We start from the raw sequence: 15,904 nt of genomic DNA on the forward strand, positions 1-15,904 counted from the left end.
CTACACGCCGAAACAGCGCTTGGCACAGGCCGCATGACCTCTACTTTTGAGTGCTCCAAAAAATGGGGGGATTACCGATCAAAGTTGCAAGGTCAGAATCAACCCCCTCCACCCCTACCTTCGCAAAAATTGCAGTCAGAGCAGCAAAAATTGCAGACAAGAAAGCCCAGTAGAACCACCCAGTTTGTGAGTCCATTTGACACTCCACAATTCGCTACGCATCAATGTTAAATTTTTTCGCATGGCGCTATCCAGCTTAAGTGTTTCTTAATAAATCCCTGACACTCTTTCATGGACGGCGATTCGTCTAACCAAATGATAGGGTGAACTATGCATAGCAACACCGATAACATCGTAAGCAAGGTGCCAGAAATCACACTGGCCTTTTGGATGATTAAAATTTTAGCAACAACGCTTGGTGAGACAGGCGGTGATGCGTTATCGATGTCGATGGATCTAGGCTACCTAGTGAGTACAGCAATTTTTGCAGTCATTTTTTTTGCTGCTGTCAGTGCTCAGATATCCGCCAAGTCTTATAACCCTACGCTGTATTGGGTCACGATCATCGCAACCACCACGGTGGGTACAACGCTGGCTGACTTTGCAGACCGTTCTTTGGGAATTGGTTATGCAGGTGGTTCGACCATACTCTTCCTTTTGTTACTTGGTTCCTTTGGGGTGTGGTATCGAGCGCAAGGAGAGATATCATCCAGTGTAATTTCGTCACCCAGAACAGAAATGTTCTACTGGATCACCATCATGTTTTCACAAACTCTTGGCACGGCATTGGGTGACTGGACTGCCGATGATGCCGGATTCGGGTATGCAGGGAGTTCCGTTGTATTCGGTGGCATGTTGCTGGCCATAGTCGCAGCCTACTTATGGACTAAGATCTCTCGTACATTCTTGTTTTGGGCTGCCTTTATTATCACACGCCCCCTTGGCGCTGTTGTTGGAGACTTCCTGGATAAGCCATTGAGCAAAGGTGGGTTGGAACTTAGCCGCTATTCCGCCTCAGCTGCATTACTATTAGCAATTGCTGTGCTGGTATTCATATCAAGTACAAGAAGCAAACAAAACAGCACTGTAGCATTGGATTTAGATACTGATAACTAAGTGCATGAAAGTATAGTGTTGGAGCAGTGTCATATGTTACACATGCCTGCTCCAATTATAGTTAGTAAAAATAGATAGTGGTGATTTATAGTAGGCACGATAAATAGGTAATCATATGAATAATATCAATGTATGGGAAAAGGGCTTATTTAATAAGGTTCCAGAAGTAACAATGGCTTTCTGGATTATTAAAATGATGTCCACTACCGTTGGGGAAACGGCAGCTGATTATTTGATTTTTAACATGAGGCTTGGGCTAACAGTTACATCTATTATCATGGGGGGAATTTTAGTCATTACCTTGGTGATGCAACTTCACTCTAATAAATATGTCCCATGGAAGTATTGGTTAGCAGTAGTGCTTGTTAGTATCTTTGGCACTTTGGTCACTGATAACCTAACAGATCAAGTTGGCGTTCCATTGGAAGTTTCAACAATTGTTTTTACAATTATTCTTCTTGCTACATTTTGGCTCTGGCACTTCCAGGAAAAGACTTTATCAATACAGTCTATCGATACACCTAAGCGGGAGTTGTTTTACTGGAGTGCTATATTGGTGACTTTTGCGCTGGGAACCGCTGCGGGTGATTGGGTCTCAGAGGGTATGGATATAGGATACATGAATTCAGTCTTTTTGTTTGGGGGACTCATATTTATCATATATACAGCCTACTTGATTTTAAAAACGAACGTCGTTTTAACCTTTTGGATTATTTATGTTTTAACTCGCCCGCTGGGTGCTTCTATAGGCGATTTGTTGTCACAATCTGAAAAAAATGGTGGGTTTGGATTTGGGGTGACAAGCACTAGCATCGTATTCTTTGTATTTATTTTCGTTCTTGTTTTGTATCAATCATATAAAGTATACATAAGCAATAAAACGAATCAAAATAGTTTATAGAAGATTAATCAAACGTCACTAAGGTAGAAAATGACTAAGATAGATTGGCTTATTAAATTCAGACGTGCAAAAACCTTAAGCACTTTAGATGTGATGTTGGATGCAGCGTTAAGAAAGGTAGAATCCATAACTGATAAATGTGAAGCAATTAAAGGGCATGAACTACGTCAGGATGAACTTGAGCTTGGTAAGCATTGCAGACCGCTGATTAAGTAATGAGCAAATCATTAGCCAGCTTATTTGAAAAAAGGGCGGATCGAATCAATATCAAACAAATGTAAACCTGCCATCAATAGAGCTAAGGAAGGTGCGAATAAGTATCCTATGTGCCAAAACTAAAAAGTTTAGCCATTTAATATCAATAATTTAGAATGGTGTGTTTTTGTGCCAAGTGACTTGTTAGCACCTTCCTTAGGGGAGGTGTAGGAGCGGGCTGACGGTCGATGGGTCCTTACAGCACGTTGAAAAAGGTCTGAAATTGATACCAAAGGAAGGGCGCACGAAAGTAGCGTAAAAAAGACACCAGTTTGAGGTCGGTGTCACGTGACATTACGCTAGGGAAAGTGCGAACAAGTATCCCACGAACAAAAAATGAAAATTTTAGTCATTTAATATCAATGGGTTACCAGTAAATGCTCTCGTGCCATATGACTTATTCGCACCTTCCCTAGTATGAATGGATAGTTAAGGCATTAGCTTGGTCACGTTATCACTTATAATTTTCTGTAGTCGATTATTTTCTGCCTGCAATCGTTCATTATCCATCCATAATAGCTGGATTTGGTTAGCTCTAAGATTATTAATTTTTTTTATTTCTTGCTTGCATTCATTAAGCTCCGCACGAAGCTTTTTCACCTCTGATTCTCGTTGCTGATATGCCTCAAGTAACGTTATAGGAGCATTGTCAGTTCGTTGGAGCCCATTTTTTCTCAATGCCTCAAACGCATCATTTAGGTCTTGAAATTCATCAAGATATCGATAAATGGTTGCTCTGCTAACCCCAGCTTCTCGAGCTAAATTAACACTCGTTATTTTGCCATTTGTTTTGGTGGATACCCCTCTGGCTAATACATCCAGTGCATCAATGATAGCCTGATGATTTTTATCTGCCATCATTCCGCCTCTTTTAATTCTTGAACGACACTCTCTAAACTCAGAATTTCAACTTGGAGTTGGTGTTTCTGAAATACAGAGGTCTTCGGGTGCCTGTAAAACTCATGGGCTTGAGTTAACTGAGCTTCCCATAGGGATTTATGGCGTTTTGAAATGCAGGCATTACTACAATTACCTGGTTGACAGAAATTTATTATGGGTTTCTCTATAGATGGGTTTCTTGATGTGCAAATCGCCTTGGTCGGGTCGAAGAAACAAAAATTGAATTTACCTACAAATAAAGCTTTATTTGTGTTTGCCAACCATTTTGCTATCTGTGATGGTGGATAATCCTCGGCCCGTCCACGAAATTCTGCATTGAACTGCGATTTCAGATGGGTGCCAAATTCACCAGCCACCATTCCCTGTGATAGATCCATTGCTAGTTCACCCAAAATATCGACATTCGCAAGAACTTTTTCCTGTTTCAGCAGCTTATTCCACTCAGGTTCTTCACCAGCATATCCCTGGAATATAGCCACCTCAACGTGCTTGTATTGCAGCATGCCAGCAATGACCCCGAATGGTTGCCTAGCTATGAATCTAGCTAATGTTCTACGAAATTGCCTAGCGTTGAACGCCCATGGCTCCGATACGCCAAATTCATTGCACCAATCGGGTATCGGTGGGCGGTCTAGGTTTTTATTACAGTGGTCTCTGAAATTGTTAATTTGGTAAACAATAGCTTCCATCGTATACTCGGAGAAGGTCTTTCCTGTAAATTTTTTATTTACACTAAAGCTGCTGTTTGAACCATCTGTCAGCATTAGGCGTTGATCATTTGCGGCTTCCCTAATTTTTATTGTTAGAGTTTCGATAGTTTTAATGGCAGTGACGACCTCCTCGATGACAACCCATGTATCTTTTCTGCCATTACCTGTATGTTTATGTAAAATAGTATTGATATAGTAGATAGATTGACCATCTACACTAAAATCTTTTATGTAGCATCCTGCGGTCAAGGATAGCAACTCTGTGGTGCGAATACCCGAGTAGGCTAGGATAGTGAGAGTGCATGCTGTGCGCAATTGCTGAAGTTCAACATATAGATCACCGTATGTCTGTATTGGCTTTTTCAGCCAGCCAGAATTAACATCTTTCATTAATTTTTTTGCGATTATAGCGAACCGCTTGGTTTTCATGCTCTCGCTCAAATGCAAGTGTGCAATCTCACTATGCCATAAAATGTGCAACTGCTCCCAAGTGTCCAGGATAACATGGCTGTATTCCAACACGTAATCTAATGCTGCACTCATGATGGCGGTGTAGATAGGCTCAGGAATCGGCGGTGTCCGATTCTCAGTATCGACCCGATCTTTTTTCTGGGTGAACATTTTATTGAATGGTCTATCGAACGGAATGTTGGTGAGCGGCATAGTAATCCGGCTGCTGTACTCCCATAGACGATATATGATGCGAAATATATTATATATTCTAGCGTCCGTCTTACACTCAACATACATGGTATAATCCAGGTATCGTTCGAGCAGGTTGTTATCAACCTCGTAAAAGCCTTGTCGGCCCTGACTTGCACAGTATTTAGAGAAGCTTTTTAGAATGTATAGCTCATTATGTAGAGTTAACCATTCACTTTCTCGGTCATGAGTTGCGACTGCGTTGTATAGTCTGGCATATGCATACTCAGCCATTGCTAACGAGAATCCATATGGATAGCCAGGAACGTCTCGAAAATCCCAGGTCTTATTGGACTCTGATATACCAGGGGTACTGACGAGCGAGGACATCTTCCATAGTGAATTGCTAAATACTGATTGGGTAGAAACAGCTGTGTCAGGAGAGACAAACTTACTGGTTGTTAGTCCTGCTTCAAGCAGAGAGGCCGTAGGGTTCAGTTTCATTGCAATATTACGTCCTGATATCCAGTGGGATGTAAAAAATCTGCTCCTGAGCTAGACGCTCAGCTTCCTCAATAGCATCGGATGAAAATCGTGGCAGGACATCATGGGTTATTACATGCCAGAGGAACGAAAATTTCCCATTCCAGTCATCTGCGGATAATTCGGTACGGGCCTGTATAATCAGGTCGCGAAGTGCTATTACGCGAGGCAGCACATGGCGTGTAATTATGGCATTGGAGCATATGAAGCACCCCCATGGTTTATCACATGGCGTATTCGGCTGACCACCAGGCCGATTGTAAAAATCCAAGCAGGATGCAAATAATACATCCTGTTCACCAGTGGAGATTTTTCCTGCGGTAGTTATATCAGTGTCTAGAACTACAGCGATCTTTTCAGGATTGTCATCTGGCACGACCTGAGGGCGAGCTAGATGCTTCACCTCATAAAGTGCATTTCTGATAGCCTGCTCATGGATATGCTTGGTGGAATCATTCGCAACATAATCGACAGTCGTAGTACCTAGCGTATGTGCTGCATCCCGAGTGACTCTGCTCAGTTGTCCATACCTTTTATAGCGGTTGGTGAGATATGTTACACGCCAGCGTCTCATCGATACACGTAGCGGCTGATCATGTTCATCTGCGAGTTCATGTTGGTCACACCAACCACCAACGCAGTTCATCTGAGTCTTGATATAGCTAGGATCCAGTTTTTTAACTGGCTCTCGTCCCTGTCCCTCTACAGTTAGTCCTAGGAATAGATATTTTTGATCCGCCAAGGGGGCATATTTGACTAGTGGTTCTGTGACTTGTAAGAGCACCTGTATCAGCGCAACAGGAGAGAATTGCCCTTCATTATCAATTATCTTCTTATATCTACGTGCAGCACCACGATTTTTCTCATACCAGAGGACAAAGCGCCCATCGTATTCCTGTAAACAGTCTCGAGTCAGATTCAGAATTGATGATTCATTGCGGCCGGTTTTTTTTGCTAGCAGATTTATAAATGGTATTAGATCGGTTGTGAGGGGGTATAGCAGAGAGTATGTGTCTTTTTTTCTATATGGAACATCATAACATCCCATCATAACATTATTAAATGTGCTGTGGCCGCCAGCAAGTAGCGCTGATCTTTTTAGGTACTCCCCATTCATGACATTGACGATGTACCACAAAATATTGGGCAGTTGCAGCCATGGCCGCTCACTGGGGGCGAGACGCAACATTCGACCAGTCTGCGGGTCGCGTCTATTATTATGCCCTCGCGGATCAGTACCAGTAGTGAGTAGCTGTCTCCCAGTATCGAGCCGAGCCAGCAGCGCTCGTATATCGCTGCGGCAGGCGTGTTCCAGATCGAGTGCCTCACCAGCTGTATATGGCTGTATCCGGTCACTATCGGATTTATAAGCGAAATTTCGAGGGGGTGAAAAATCTGAACGTGCGAGGTCAATAGCCTGTGCCGCCACGAGTAGCCTGATTAGGTTACCGAAATGCCGACGTGGATGGTTGGATTTAAAACCACTAGAGGTCAATTGGATGTGTGCTCGGTATTCCAATAGAAATTCATACGTGATTTCCATCATTCGGAATTGCTCAGGTAGTTTTTTTTGATCTACGTATTTCAAAAACTCCTTAATGGTTTGGACATAGGTCCAGATTGTGAGGTCACTTGCTATCCGGCTGGGAGAGGTGTGTTGATAGAGTGCAGCAATAAAATCCCGTGCCAATACTTGATGTGAAGAAATATTGGTGAGATCTAGATGTGCCCGGTCGCCCAATTCGTTACGTTTATCGAAAACTAGGCTGCCTAGGCTGCGGATATTGTTATTTGTTTGGGGGATTTTTTCGAACTCTACCCTGGACATAACGTCTACTTGTACCATGTCAGCCTAAACTGGAATGTAGACTAGCCAAGAAAGCTTTTGCTTTCAATTGGTGTAAGTTATTGATTATTTTACACTTTAATAATTATCGAAGTCTAAGGAGATTTGATTTTTTCTATCTAATTCAATCAGTTGTTGAAGTCTATATTCATAAAGCGAGACATATATAACGCTTTGCTTTGGTGATTTTCTGGAATTATATGCTTGATCTGGCTTAATTAAGTTTCATTTGTTCTGCACTATTAATGGGTGTCATTCACTCGCAAATTCTATGTTAGCACCTCCAGACCGCCACGATTTTGGATACAACACAGTCAAACTTGTTCTAATTACCGCGGTCGAGTGAGCTGCTGTAGGAGGCCCCTTAGATCTGCCTGCAAGTATTAGGGGGAGCACTTTGTGGGGGATAACCTTCGGGTTAGGAATTTTCGTTTTCCCATTTAGTCCAATCCCCCAAAGATTCATCAACCAGAGCCTCAGAGTCCTCTAGGAAGTCGAGGTAAATGTAGGTAGTCGATATGTGGGAGTGCCCTAACAGTTTCTGTAACTCTCTGAGTGGGTCGTTCAAGATCTGTCGATATGCATCGGACCCATTCTCTCGGAGCTCCCTGAGATTTTGGGCCATGCGTTTAATCATGGCATCCAGCTGATAGATAGCGAAGCTGTGGCGGCAGCCATGGGGGGTTAGTCGTATACCAGCTCTGCTGGATATAGCAGCAAAGAAACTCTCCACGGTGCGGCTAGAGAGAGGGCGCCCTGTTCGTGCTAAAAAGATCTTGCTGGATTGTTTCGGGGACTTTTTGCGCGTGTGGTCAGATTTTGCCCGAGTGAGGATCTCTGCTCTTTCCTCATCACAATAGAATCTGATTGCTCGAACGATCCTTTTTGGAATTCGAACATCGCGGCTTTTTTTGCCCTTCCCAACTACTTTAAGCGTCACACTCCTCAGTCCGGCATAGCATTGGTCATCTGGATCTGGGAGCTGATGAACGTCGAGGTTTAGCGCCTCTGAAATACGTAACCCTGAGACTATCAGGGTATCAATTAAAGCCAGATTCCGTTGAGAGTTCTCGCCGTTAGCTATAAGAGGGCGCCAGATGCGTTGGTAGTTAGTGATGCTGATAAAATTTACTGGTTCTGGAGTGTATTTAGCAGATAAATCAGCAGTTTCTACATTTTTGCCGCCGAACATAGTCTTTGAACGTCGGTACTTGAATGGAGTGCTATCGATGAGCCCTTTATCAAGGGCGTATTCATACAAATGCACAATGGCGCTTTTAGCCACATTCCATGAGCGATCTTTTAGGGCGGGTTGATTCTGGTATTCACCACTGGTTCGGATGGTGTAGTAGAGGTCTAAGTCACATTTTGTTGCCTGTTGCCAAGATTTTCCTTGGGCAGTCATAAACCGAATGAAGATGGAGACCTGATTGGCGTATGTCTTCCAAGTCTGAATACTAGCACGTTGAGGACAGAGTAGGTATTTACAAAAACCGTCGAGTATCTGTTCTGGCAGGCCATTGTCATCCAAAAAAAAGGGCCGACCATTTGGAATCATATTTGTCTTAAGAAGAGCCCTGAACTTGGTTCTTTCTACTGGTGGCAGCTGATCAAAGACGCCCTTATCAAAGTAAAACAGTTCAGCCATCGCTCAGCTCCAGATGATGAGACTATTGAGACATTCTATCCATGCGGCTTATAAATTCATGTGAACCATTGAAAGGACAATATTCTCTACTATGCAACGAATGAGACAGCTTCATTAATGACGTATAACGACCAGGTTGCCCAACACGATGCCGTGTTTATGGCCGAGGCCGGAGCGGGGCAGGATGGTGGCGCACAGGCCCGGATCCTGGATGTGGATGGCCAGCCCGGTCGGTACCAGGGTGGTATCACCCGGGGCCAGCGTCAGCGGGGCATCCAGCAGGGCGCGCAGATCCATGCCGGCGGAGCCCGGTGTGGCGTAGGCAGGCAGCGGATAGTCGGTGCCGATGCGGGCATCCAGAATCTTCAGTTCAATTTGTGTTGTCATAAATCGTTTTTATTGGAGTGGAGGTGGTCGATTGACTGGCTCAGCGCCGGTAATGGCGTGCAATCAGGGCAATCAGGTGACGAGCCAGCGTCAGCTTATCGGCCAGGGGCAGAGGGGCTTGACCCCCTTGCCAGAACACGGTGAGGGCGTTGTCATCGGCATTGAAGCCCTGGCCCGCACGGGATACGTCGTTGGCGGCGATCATGTCCAGCCGCTTACGCTGCAGTTTGTCGAGGGCGTATTGTTCCACATCCACGGTTTCTGCGGCAAATCCGACGGTGAAGGGTTTGTCTGACAAGGCCCCCACGGCGGCGATGATGTCGGGGTTTTTGACCAGGGTCAGCTGCATCTGGTCGTTGTCGCCGGTCTTCTTGATCTTCTGCTCGGCCACCTGGGCGGGGCGGTAATCGGCGACGGCGGCGCAGCCGATGAAGAGGTCGCTCTCGCCGACCCGGCTCATGACCGCCTGGTGCATCTGCTCGGCGCTCTCGACGTCGACGCGGGTGACGCCGGCCGGGGTGGCCAGTGCCACCGGGCCGCTCACCAGCGTCACCTCGGCACCCGCTTCACGGGCGGCGCGGGCGATGGCATAGCCCATCTTGCCTGAGCTGTGGTTGCTGATGTAGCGCACCGGATCGAGTGCTTCACGGGTCGGCCCGGCAGTCAGCAGCAGCCTGACGCCGGCCAGCAGCGGCTCGGCGGCGAGCTGCTGGCAGCAGCGTTCAACCAGCTCGAGGGGATCCAGCATCCGGCCCGGGCCCACGTCACCGCACGCCTGGCTACCGGAATCCGGCCCCCACAGCAGGATGCCGCGACTGGCGAGGGTCTTGAGGTTGGCCTGAGTGGCGGCGTTGAGATACATTTGCTGATTCATGGCCGGCGCCAGCGCCACCGGTGCCGGGGTGGCCAGGCAGAGGGTGGTGAGCAGCTCGTCGGCCATGCCGGCGGCCATGCGGGCCATCAGATTGGCGCTGGCGGGGGCGATCAGCACCAGATCGGCCCACTTGGCCAGCTCGATGTGGCCCATGCCCGCCTCGGCAGCGGGATCCAGCAGACTGTCGGCCACCGGGTGGCCGGAGACGGCCTGCAGGGTCAGCGGGGTGATGAACTCCTTGGCGGAGCGGGTCATCACCACCCGTACCTCGGCGCCCTGATCTTTCAGGCGGCGTACCAGCTCGGCACTCTTGTAGGCGGCGATCCCGCCACTGACACCCAACAGGATGCGTTTATCGGCCAATCTCATCTGCTGTTTCTCTTCCGGCTCACTCTGACTGGTCGGCTAAGATACCACAGGCAGCAGTCGACGACAGAGGCTGACATGGGGGTCTTGTGGCCGGGCTCCCGTGATTTCTTTGCTATGTTTTCTCTCAATAGCGCGAAGGAGAGACAAATGAGCATCAAGGAGTGGCCAGAGGATGAACGACCCCGTGAGAAGCTGCTGCGTCACGGCCCGGGCGGCTTGTCCGATGCCGAGCTGCTGGCGATCTTCCTGCGCACCGGGGTCAGTGGCCTGAGTGCGGTCGATCTCTCCCGCAACCTGTTGAATCAGTTCGGATCGCTGCGCAATCTGCTGGGGGCGGACCGACGTGCCTTCTGCGAGGCGCATGGCCTGGGCCCAGCCAAATATGCCCAGCTGCAGGCGGTGCTGGAGATGGGTAAACGTCATCTGGCGCAGCAGCTGCAACGGGGGGATGCACTTACCTCGCCCCAGCTGACCCGAGACTATCTGCAGGCCCAGCTGCGGGATCGGTCGCGGGAGGTGTTTGCCCTGCTGCTGCTCGACAATCAGCACAGAGTGATTCAATTCGTTGAACTTTTTTACGGCACCCTCGACTCGGCGAGCGTCTGGCCCAGAGAAATCGTGCAGATCGCACTCAAACATAATGCAGCCGCCGTGATTCTGGCGCATAATCACCCGTCCGGCGTCGCCGAGCCCAGTAGGGCCGACCGCCAGATCACGGATCGGATCACGGCCGCCCTGGCCCTGATCGATATCAGAGTGCTGGATCACTTGGTGATCGGTGATGGCATCACGGTTTCTTTCGCCGAGCGCGGTTGGTTATGACTGTGCTCTGGCTCCGTATTAGTTGATCTTTGATCACGGATGCTGTATAAAATGCCGCCTTCTGTTTGCCCCGCAATCGAAGGCCAGCGGGGCAGATATTTGCTCGAGCAATGAAGTAAGATTTGGAGAGACTGACATGTCTAGAGTATGCCAAGTAACCGGCAAGCGCCCGGCAGTTGGTAACAACCGTTCGCACGCTAACAACGCTACCAAGCGTCGTTTCCTGCCGAACCTGCACACTCACCGTTTCTGGGTTGAGAGTGAAAAACGCTTCGTAAGCCTGCGCGTATCCGCAAAAGGCATGCGTATCATCGACAAGCGTGGCGTTGAAGTGGTTCTGGCTGAACTGCGCGCCAGCGGTGTTAAGGTATAAGGAATTAGATCATGGCTAAAGGTATTCGCGAGAAGATTCGCCTGAACTCCAGCGCCGGTACTGGTCACTTCTATACCACTACCAAAAACAAGCGCACCATGCCCGAAAAAATGGAAATCAAAAAGTTTGATCCCGTTGTTCGTCAGCATGTGATCTACAAGGAAGGCAAAATCAAGTAATTGCTTGATGCTGCATTCCCAAAAACCCGGCCCTGTGCCGGGTTTTTTTATGGCTGGAATTCAGTACACTGCCGGTTCGAAGGGAGGCTTGTCATGTTCAAATTGAGCCGCAGAGGCTGGAACAACGTGATCATTGTGGTGGTGCTGATCGTGATCACCCTGTTGCACCGGCTGGAGATTGCCCAGCAGGAAAACAGCGCCAAGCGGGCGCGTCCGCTGTTGCCGGAGAGCGCCGTTGTGCTCACCTGGCAGGGGCCGAGCTGGCAGATAGAGCGCATCGGGCAGGGCTGGCGCAGCGGGCCGGATCTGGGGCTCGACAGTACCCAGCTGGCGGCGCACATCGAGGCCTGGCAGGGCTGGCTGCTGCCACCCGGTGAAGCCGTGCGCGGCAATCCGGTTACCCTCAAGATCTGGGTCGCCGGCCAGAGCGACCCCATCGAGGTGGGCCTCTATCAGGATGACGGCAAGTTTGCCGCCCTGCTGCCCCCCTCGACCTGGCTCAGCCTGAGCCAGGAGCAGTACCGCAGCCTGCTGCGCCCCGCTCCCTAACCCATTTTTCAGCGTCAGCACGAGGATCCCATGCCTGAATTACCGGAAGTCGAAGTCAGCCGCCAGGGCATCTCGCCCTGGCTTACCGGCATCAAGGTCACCCGGGTGGTGGTGCGGGACGGCCGTCTGCGCTGGCCGGTGCCGGGAGAGATCCAGGAGCTGGTGGACCTCACCATCCACCGGGTCAGCCGCCGCGCCAAGTACCTGCTGCTGGAGACCGACTTCGGTACCGCCATCCTCCATCTGGGCATGTCGGGCAGCCTGCGGGTGTTGGACATCGGCACCCCGGCCGAGAAGCACGATCACGTGGATATCGAGCTCGAGAACGGCAAGCTGCTGCGGCTCAACGATCCGCGCCGCTTCGGTGCCCTGCTGTGGACCCGCGAGCCGGCTGAGGCGCATGCGCTGCTGGCCAAGCTGGGGCCTGAGCCGCTCACCGACGCGTTCAACGCCGATTACCTGCGTGAGCGCGCCAAGGGGCGCAGCACCGCCATCAAGACCTTCCTGATGGACAACCAGGTGGTGGTCGGGGTGGGCAACATCTACGCCAACGAGGCGCTCTATGCCGCCGGCATTCATCCCAAGCGGGCGGCGGGCAATATCAGCGCCGAGCGGCTGGGCACCCTGGTAGGGGAGATAAAGCGGGTGCTGGCCGAGGCGATTCGGCAGGGGGGCACCACCCTCAAGGATTTCACCAGTGCGGACGGCAAACCGGGTTATTTCGTGCAGCAGCTGCAGGTGTACGGGCGGGGTGGCCAGCCCTGTTTTCACTGCCACACCCTGCTCAGCGAAATCCGGCTGGGGCAGCGCACGACCGTGTTCTGCTCCCACTGTCAGCGCTGAATCGCGGTTTTTTCGGCCTGAAACGGCCAAGTTGTAAGAGAGTATTTCCAGTCTGTTGAATATTTGCTCGCCCGTCACTACTATCTCGGCCGTTCAGGCGGTTTGAGACAATAAAATGACAGCTAAATCAATAGACTGGGACCATTTGTCCCGGCAGGGGCACTATTGTGCCCAAAAAATGGCGCGCTTCCTCTATCCCGATGACAGCGCCCGCAAGACCTTCAATCGCGCCAAGTTTGTGCTGCGCAGCCTGCTCTATCGGCAACAGCTGAGCCGGGTGTTCGAGCTGTTCCAGGCCGAACCGCTCAAGGCCCTGCCTGCCCACTATCCCGAGCTGCTCGACAAGCCGATGCGACCCTATCGCTTCGCCGGCTCCACCGCGACCGAGCGGGCCGAGATGCTGGAAAACCACTATCGGCTGATGCTGGCTCGCTACCCGGATCTGATCGACCCGCTCTATCTGGGGGATGGCATCGAGCTTGGCCGTTATCCCGAGAGCGGCTGCCGCATCGTGCTGCGCCACGACGGCACCTTCCGCCGCGAGGCTGAGCTGGCCCTCTCCATCGTCGACCCGCAGGGCAAGCGGCTCTACAGCTGCGCCTTCTCGCTGGCCGGCACCCCCAACCAGCTGGCGGTGGTGATCGGTTCGGTACAGGGCCCGGAGCCCTGCATCGAGCAGGCACAGGACAAGGTGCGTGCGCTGACCAAGGAGGGCCACGGTGTGCGGCCCAAGTCGCTGGTGGTGATGCTGGTGATGCAGCTGGCCGAGGCGATGCAGGCCGAGCATATCTCGGCGGTGCGGATGAAGGCCCACATCTATCAGGCCCGGCGTTACAGCAAGAAGAAGAAAGCCTGCCTGCAGGCGGACTATGACGAGCTGTGGCAGGAGTTTGGCGCCACCGATCTGGACGCCAACTTCGTGCGGTTGCAGCCCGCCCAGCGCAAACCGCTGGAGGAGATCGCCTCCAAGAAGCGGGCCATGTACCGGCGCCGCTACGAGTGGCTCGATCAGCTGACCCTGGCAGGCCAGCAGCTGCTGGGCCCGCGTCTGGCGGGCTGAGCCGCACAGGCCCCCAGCAGCAAACAGGCTACCCTCGGGTAGCCTGTTTCGTTGTTACTTGGTCTGTTTGGCCTTGATGGCGGCTGCCACTATGGGGTCGACGAACTGGCGGATGTCGCCGCCGTGCAGGGCCACCTCCTTCACCAGGGTGGAGGAGATGAAGGAGTTCTCCTCGGCCGGGGTGAGGAACACGCTCTCCAGCTCCGGCATCAGGCGGCGATTCATGTTGGCCAGCTGAAACTCGTATTCGAAGTCGGAGACGGCGCGCAGACCGCGGATCAGCACGTTGGCCTGCTGCTCCTTGGCAAAGTCCACCAGCAGGCCGGAGAAGCCGACCACCTTGACGTTGGGCAGGTGGGCGGTCACCTGGCGGGCCAGCTGAACCCGCTCGTCCAGATCGAACAGCGGCCGCTTGCTCGGGCTGTTGGCCACCCCGACCACCACCTGGTCAAACAGTCTGGCGGCCCGGCCGATGAGATCGGTGTGGCCGTTGGTGACGGGATCGAAGGTGCCGGGATAGATTACCTTGTTGGTCATGCTGCTGATTCCTGCAACCGGGAAATTTGGTCGCATTATAGGGTCTGTTGGGGGATTGGCGCGACCGCCTTGGGGCGAGTTTTGGCGCCCCGATGGTGGCTTTGCCGCGTCAAATCAGCACCGACGGGCGTCTTCGCTTGAGAATAGCGATACATCAGGCAAGAATACCGCATCGCGCATCAAGCCTCCTTGCGTTGGTGACAGGGAGCAAAGGGATTTTTTATGAAACGTATTCTGGTAGTCCGCAATGACAAGATTGGTGACTTCATGCTGGCCTGGCCGAGTTTTGCCATGCTCAAGCGCTCCATGGAGTGTCATGTGACTGCCCTGGTTCCCGCCTACACGGCGCCGCTGGCCCGCCTCTGCCCCTGGATTGACGAGATCATCCTGGATCCGGGCTCACGGGCCGACAAGGAACAGCAACGTGCCTTGCAGGCACGCATCAAGGCGGCCGCCTTCGATGCCTCCATCTGCCTCTTCTCCAACTCCCGCAACGCCATGCTGGTGTGGAAGGCGCACATTCCCTACCGGCTGGCGCCGGCCACCAAGCTGGCCCAGGTGCTCTACAACCAGCGCCTGATCCAGCGCCGCTCCCGCTCCCAGAAGCCGGAGTACGAATACAACCTGGATCTGGTGCGCCGTTTCCTTGCCGACCAGCAGGTGAGCGCGGTGGAGCCGCAGGGCCCCTACCTCAGATTCGATGCGAAGAGCCTGCAACAGGTGCGCGAGCAGGTTGCCGCCCGCCTGCGGCTCGATGCCGGCCGCCCCTGGCTGATGGTGCATGCCGGCAGCGGCGGCTCGGCCAACAACCTCTCCATCGAGCAGTACGCCCGCCTCATCATCAAGCTCAACCAGGCCTGTCCCGAGCTGCAGTGCATCCTGACTGCGGGGCCGGGGGAGGAGAAGATCGCTGAACAGCTGGCGGCCGAGCTGCTGGCCCACGGTGGCAACGGCTGGATCTACCGCTCCGAGGAGGGGCTGCCCAAGTTCTGCCAGGTGATGGCCAACGCCGCCCTGTTCGTGGCAGGCAGCACAGGGCCGCTGCACATCGCCGCGGCGCTGGATGTGCCCACCATCGGCTTCTTCCCGGCGCACCGCTCGGCAACGCCGCTGCGCTGGCGTCCGCTCAACAGCGAGGGGCGCCACCTGGCGTTCAGCCCGCCGGAAGACAGCGATCACCCGGAAGACATGAGTCAGCTCGATCCCAAGACCATGGCGGCGGCGATCGCCCGCTGGGCGCCGCCGTTCTGGCGCAGCGAGCAGTGATCGCGGATAGCGCAAATGCAGACAGGGCCCTTCAAGGGCCCTGTCTCGTATGGGGGGCTCGCTGGCAGCCCCGTCTGCGGCGGC

Annotated in this window: 16 protein-coding genes and 1 pseudogene; 10 read left to right on the top strand and 7 right to left on the bottom strand. The window is 52.1% G+C overall.

Features of this window, described 5'->3' with window-relative positions; translation table 11 throughout:
* The first annotated feature begins 330 nt into the window (after positions 1–330).
* The 3 genes from PG897_RS21045 (at position 331) to PG897_RS21055 (ending at position 2,233) form a co-directional block, all read left to right on the top strand.
* On the top strand, positions 331–1,116 hold the full coding sequence (locus tag PG897_RS21045; RefSeq protein WP_042865977.1) for a COG4705 family protein: 786 nt from the start codon (positions 331–333) through the stop codon (positions 1,114–1,116).
* 115 nt (positions 1,117–1,231) lie between these two features.
* Positions 1,232–2,017: a COG4705 family protein gene (locus PG897_RS21050; protein WP_270829360.1), complete on the top strand. Its 786-nt coding sequence runs from the start codon at positions 1,232–1,234 to the stop codon at positions 2,015–2,017.
* Between the two features lie 30 nt (positions 2,018–2,047).
* Complete coding sequence (locus tag PG897_RS21055) at positions 2,048–2,233, top strand: hypothetical protein (protein ID WP_080631783.1); 186 nt, start codon at positions 2,048–2,050, stop codon at positions 2,231–2,233.
* A 468-nt stretch (positions 2,234–2,701) separates the two neighbouring features.
* Here the strand turns inward: PG897_RS21055 and PG897_RS21060 are convergent, their stop codons facing one another.
* From PG897_RS21060 to coaBC, 6 genes and pseudogenes are all read right to left on the bottom strand, one after another.
* Positions 2,702–3,133 carry an HTH domain-containing protein gene (locus tag PG897_RS21060; protein ID WP_064335083.1) on the bottom strand — a complete coding sequence of 144 codons (432 nt, stop codon included), beginning with the start codon at positions 3,131–3,133 and terminating at the stop codon, positions 2,702–2,704.
* Positions 3,130–5,028 (bottom strand): hypothetical protein, encoded by a 1,899-nt coding sequence (locus tag PG897_RS21065; RefSeq protein ID WP_270829361.1) that lies wholly within the window; start codon positions 5,026–5,028, stop codon positions 3,130–3,132. The genes PG897_RS21060 and PG897_RS21065 overlap by 4 nt, the downstream gene beginning before the upstream one ends.
* A gap of 7 nt (positions 5,029–5,035) precedes the next feature.
* A complete protein-coding gene (locus PG897_RS21070; protein WP_270829362.1) occupies positions 5,036–6,895 on the bottom strand; it encodes a phage integrase SAM-like domain-containing protein in 1,860 nt (619 codons plus the stop codon).
* 436 nt (positions 6,896–7,331) lie between these two features.
* Positions 7,332–8,561 carry a tyrosine-type recombinase/integrase gene (locus tag PG897_RS21075; RefSeq protein WP_163148336.1) on the bottom strand — a complete coding sequence of 410 codons (1,230 nt, stop codon included), beginning with the start codon at positions 8,559–8,561 and terminating at the stop codon, positions 7,332–7,334.
* A 129-nt stretch (positions 8,562–8,690) separates the two neighbouring features.
* Positions 8,691–8,948 (bottom strand): annotated as a pseudogene (gene dut, locus PG897_RS21080) (dUTP diphosphatase); the annotation flags it as partial.
* 40 nt (positions 8,949–8,988) lie between these two features.
* Positions 8,989–10,191 carry a bifunctional phosphopantothenoylcysteine decarboxylase/phosphopantothenate--cysteine ligase CoaBC gene (coaBC, locus tag PG897_RS21085; protein WP_010635526.1) on the bottom strand — a complete coding sequence of 401 codons (1,203 nt, stop codon included), beginning with the start codon at positions 10,189–10,191 and terminating at the stop codon, positions 8,989–8,991.
* Positions 10,192–10,338: 147 nt separating this feature from the next.
* Here coaBC and radC point away from each other — a divergent pair, with 147 nt between their 5' ends.
* From radC to PG897_RS21115, 6 genes are all read left to right on the top strand, one after another.
* Positions 10,339–11,013 (top strand): RadC family protein, encoded by a 675-nt coding sequence (radC, locus tag PG897_RS21090; RefSeq protein ID WP_043171444.1) that lies wholly within the window; start codon positions 10,339–10,341, stop codon positions 11,011–11,013.
* 136 nt (positions 11,014–11,149) lie between these two features.
* Positions 11,150–11,386 (top strand): 50S ribosomal protein L28, encoded by a 237-nt coding sequence (rpmB, locus tag PG897_RS21095; RefSeq protein WP_005307492.1) that lies wholly within the window; start codon positions 11,150–11,152, stop codon positions 11,384–11,386.
* Between the two features lie 11 nt (positions 11,387–11,397).
* The gene (gene rpmG, locus PG897_RS21100; protein ID WP_005307500.1) at positions 11,398–11,565 is read left to right on the top strand and encodes a 50S ribosomal protein L33; all 168 of its coding nucleotides are present in this window, start codon (positions 11,398–11,400) and stop codon (positions 11,563–11,565) included.
* Positions 11,566–11,658: 93 nt separating this feature from the next.
* Positions 11,659–12,114, top strand: coding sequence for a hypothetical protein (locus tag PG897_RS21105; RefSeq protein WP_005307503.1), 456 nt, complete (start codon positions 11,659–11,661; stop codon positions 12,112–12,114).
* A gap of 30 nt (positions 12,115–12,144) precedes the next feature.
* A complete protein-coding gene (gene mutM, locus PG897_RS21110) occupies positions 12,145–12,957 on the top strand; it encodes a bifunctional DNA-formamidopyrimidine glycosylase/DNA-(apurinic or apyrimidinic site) lyase (protein WP_010635525.1) in 813 nt (270 codons plus the stop codon).
* 178 nt (positions 12,958–13,135) lie between these two features.
* Positions 13,136–14,017 carry a VirK/YbjX family protein gene (locus PG897_RS21115; RefSeq protein WP_043171445.1) on the top strand — a complete coding sequence of 294 codons (882 nt, stop codon included), beginning with the start codon at positions 13,136–13,138 and terminating at the stop codon, positions 14,015–14,017.
* A 54-nt stretch (positions 14,018–14,071) separates the two neighbouring features.
* Here the strand turns inward: PG897_RS21115 and coaD are convergent, their stop codons facing one another.
* Positions 14,072–14,554 carry a pantetheine-phosphate adenylyltransferase gene (gene coaD / locus PG897_RS21120; protein ID WP_017783649.1) on the bottom strand — a complete coding sequence of 161 codons (483 nt, stop codon included), beginning with the start codon at positions 14,552–14,554 and terminating at the stop codon, positions 14,072–14,074.
* Between the two features lie 222 nt (positions 14,555–14,776).
* Between coaD and PG897_RS21125 the strand changes: the two genes are divergently transcribed.
* A complete protein-coding gene (locus PG897_RS21125; protein WP_201882707.1) occupies positions 14,777–15,820 on the top strand; it encodes a glycosyltransferase family 9 protein in 1,044 nt (347 codons plus the stop codon).
* Positions 15,821–15,904: the final 84 nt, after the last annotated feature.

Source organism: Aeromonas sp. QDB20 (assembly GCF_027707805.1).
Taxonomy (GTDB): Bacteria; Pseudomonadota; Gammaproteobacteria; order Enterobacterales; family Aeromonadaceae; genus Aeromonas; species Aeromonas dhakensis.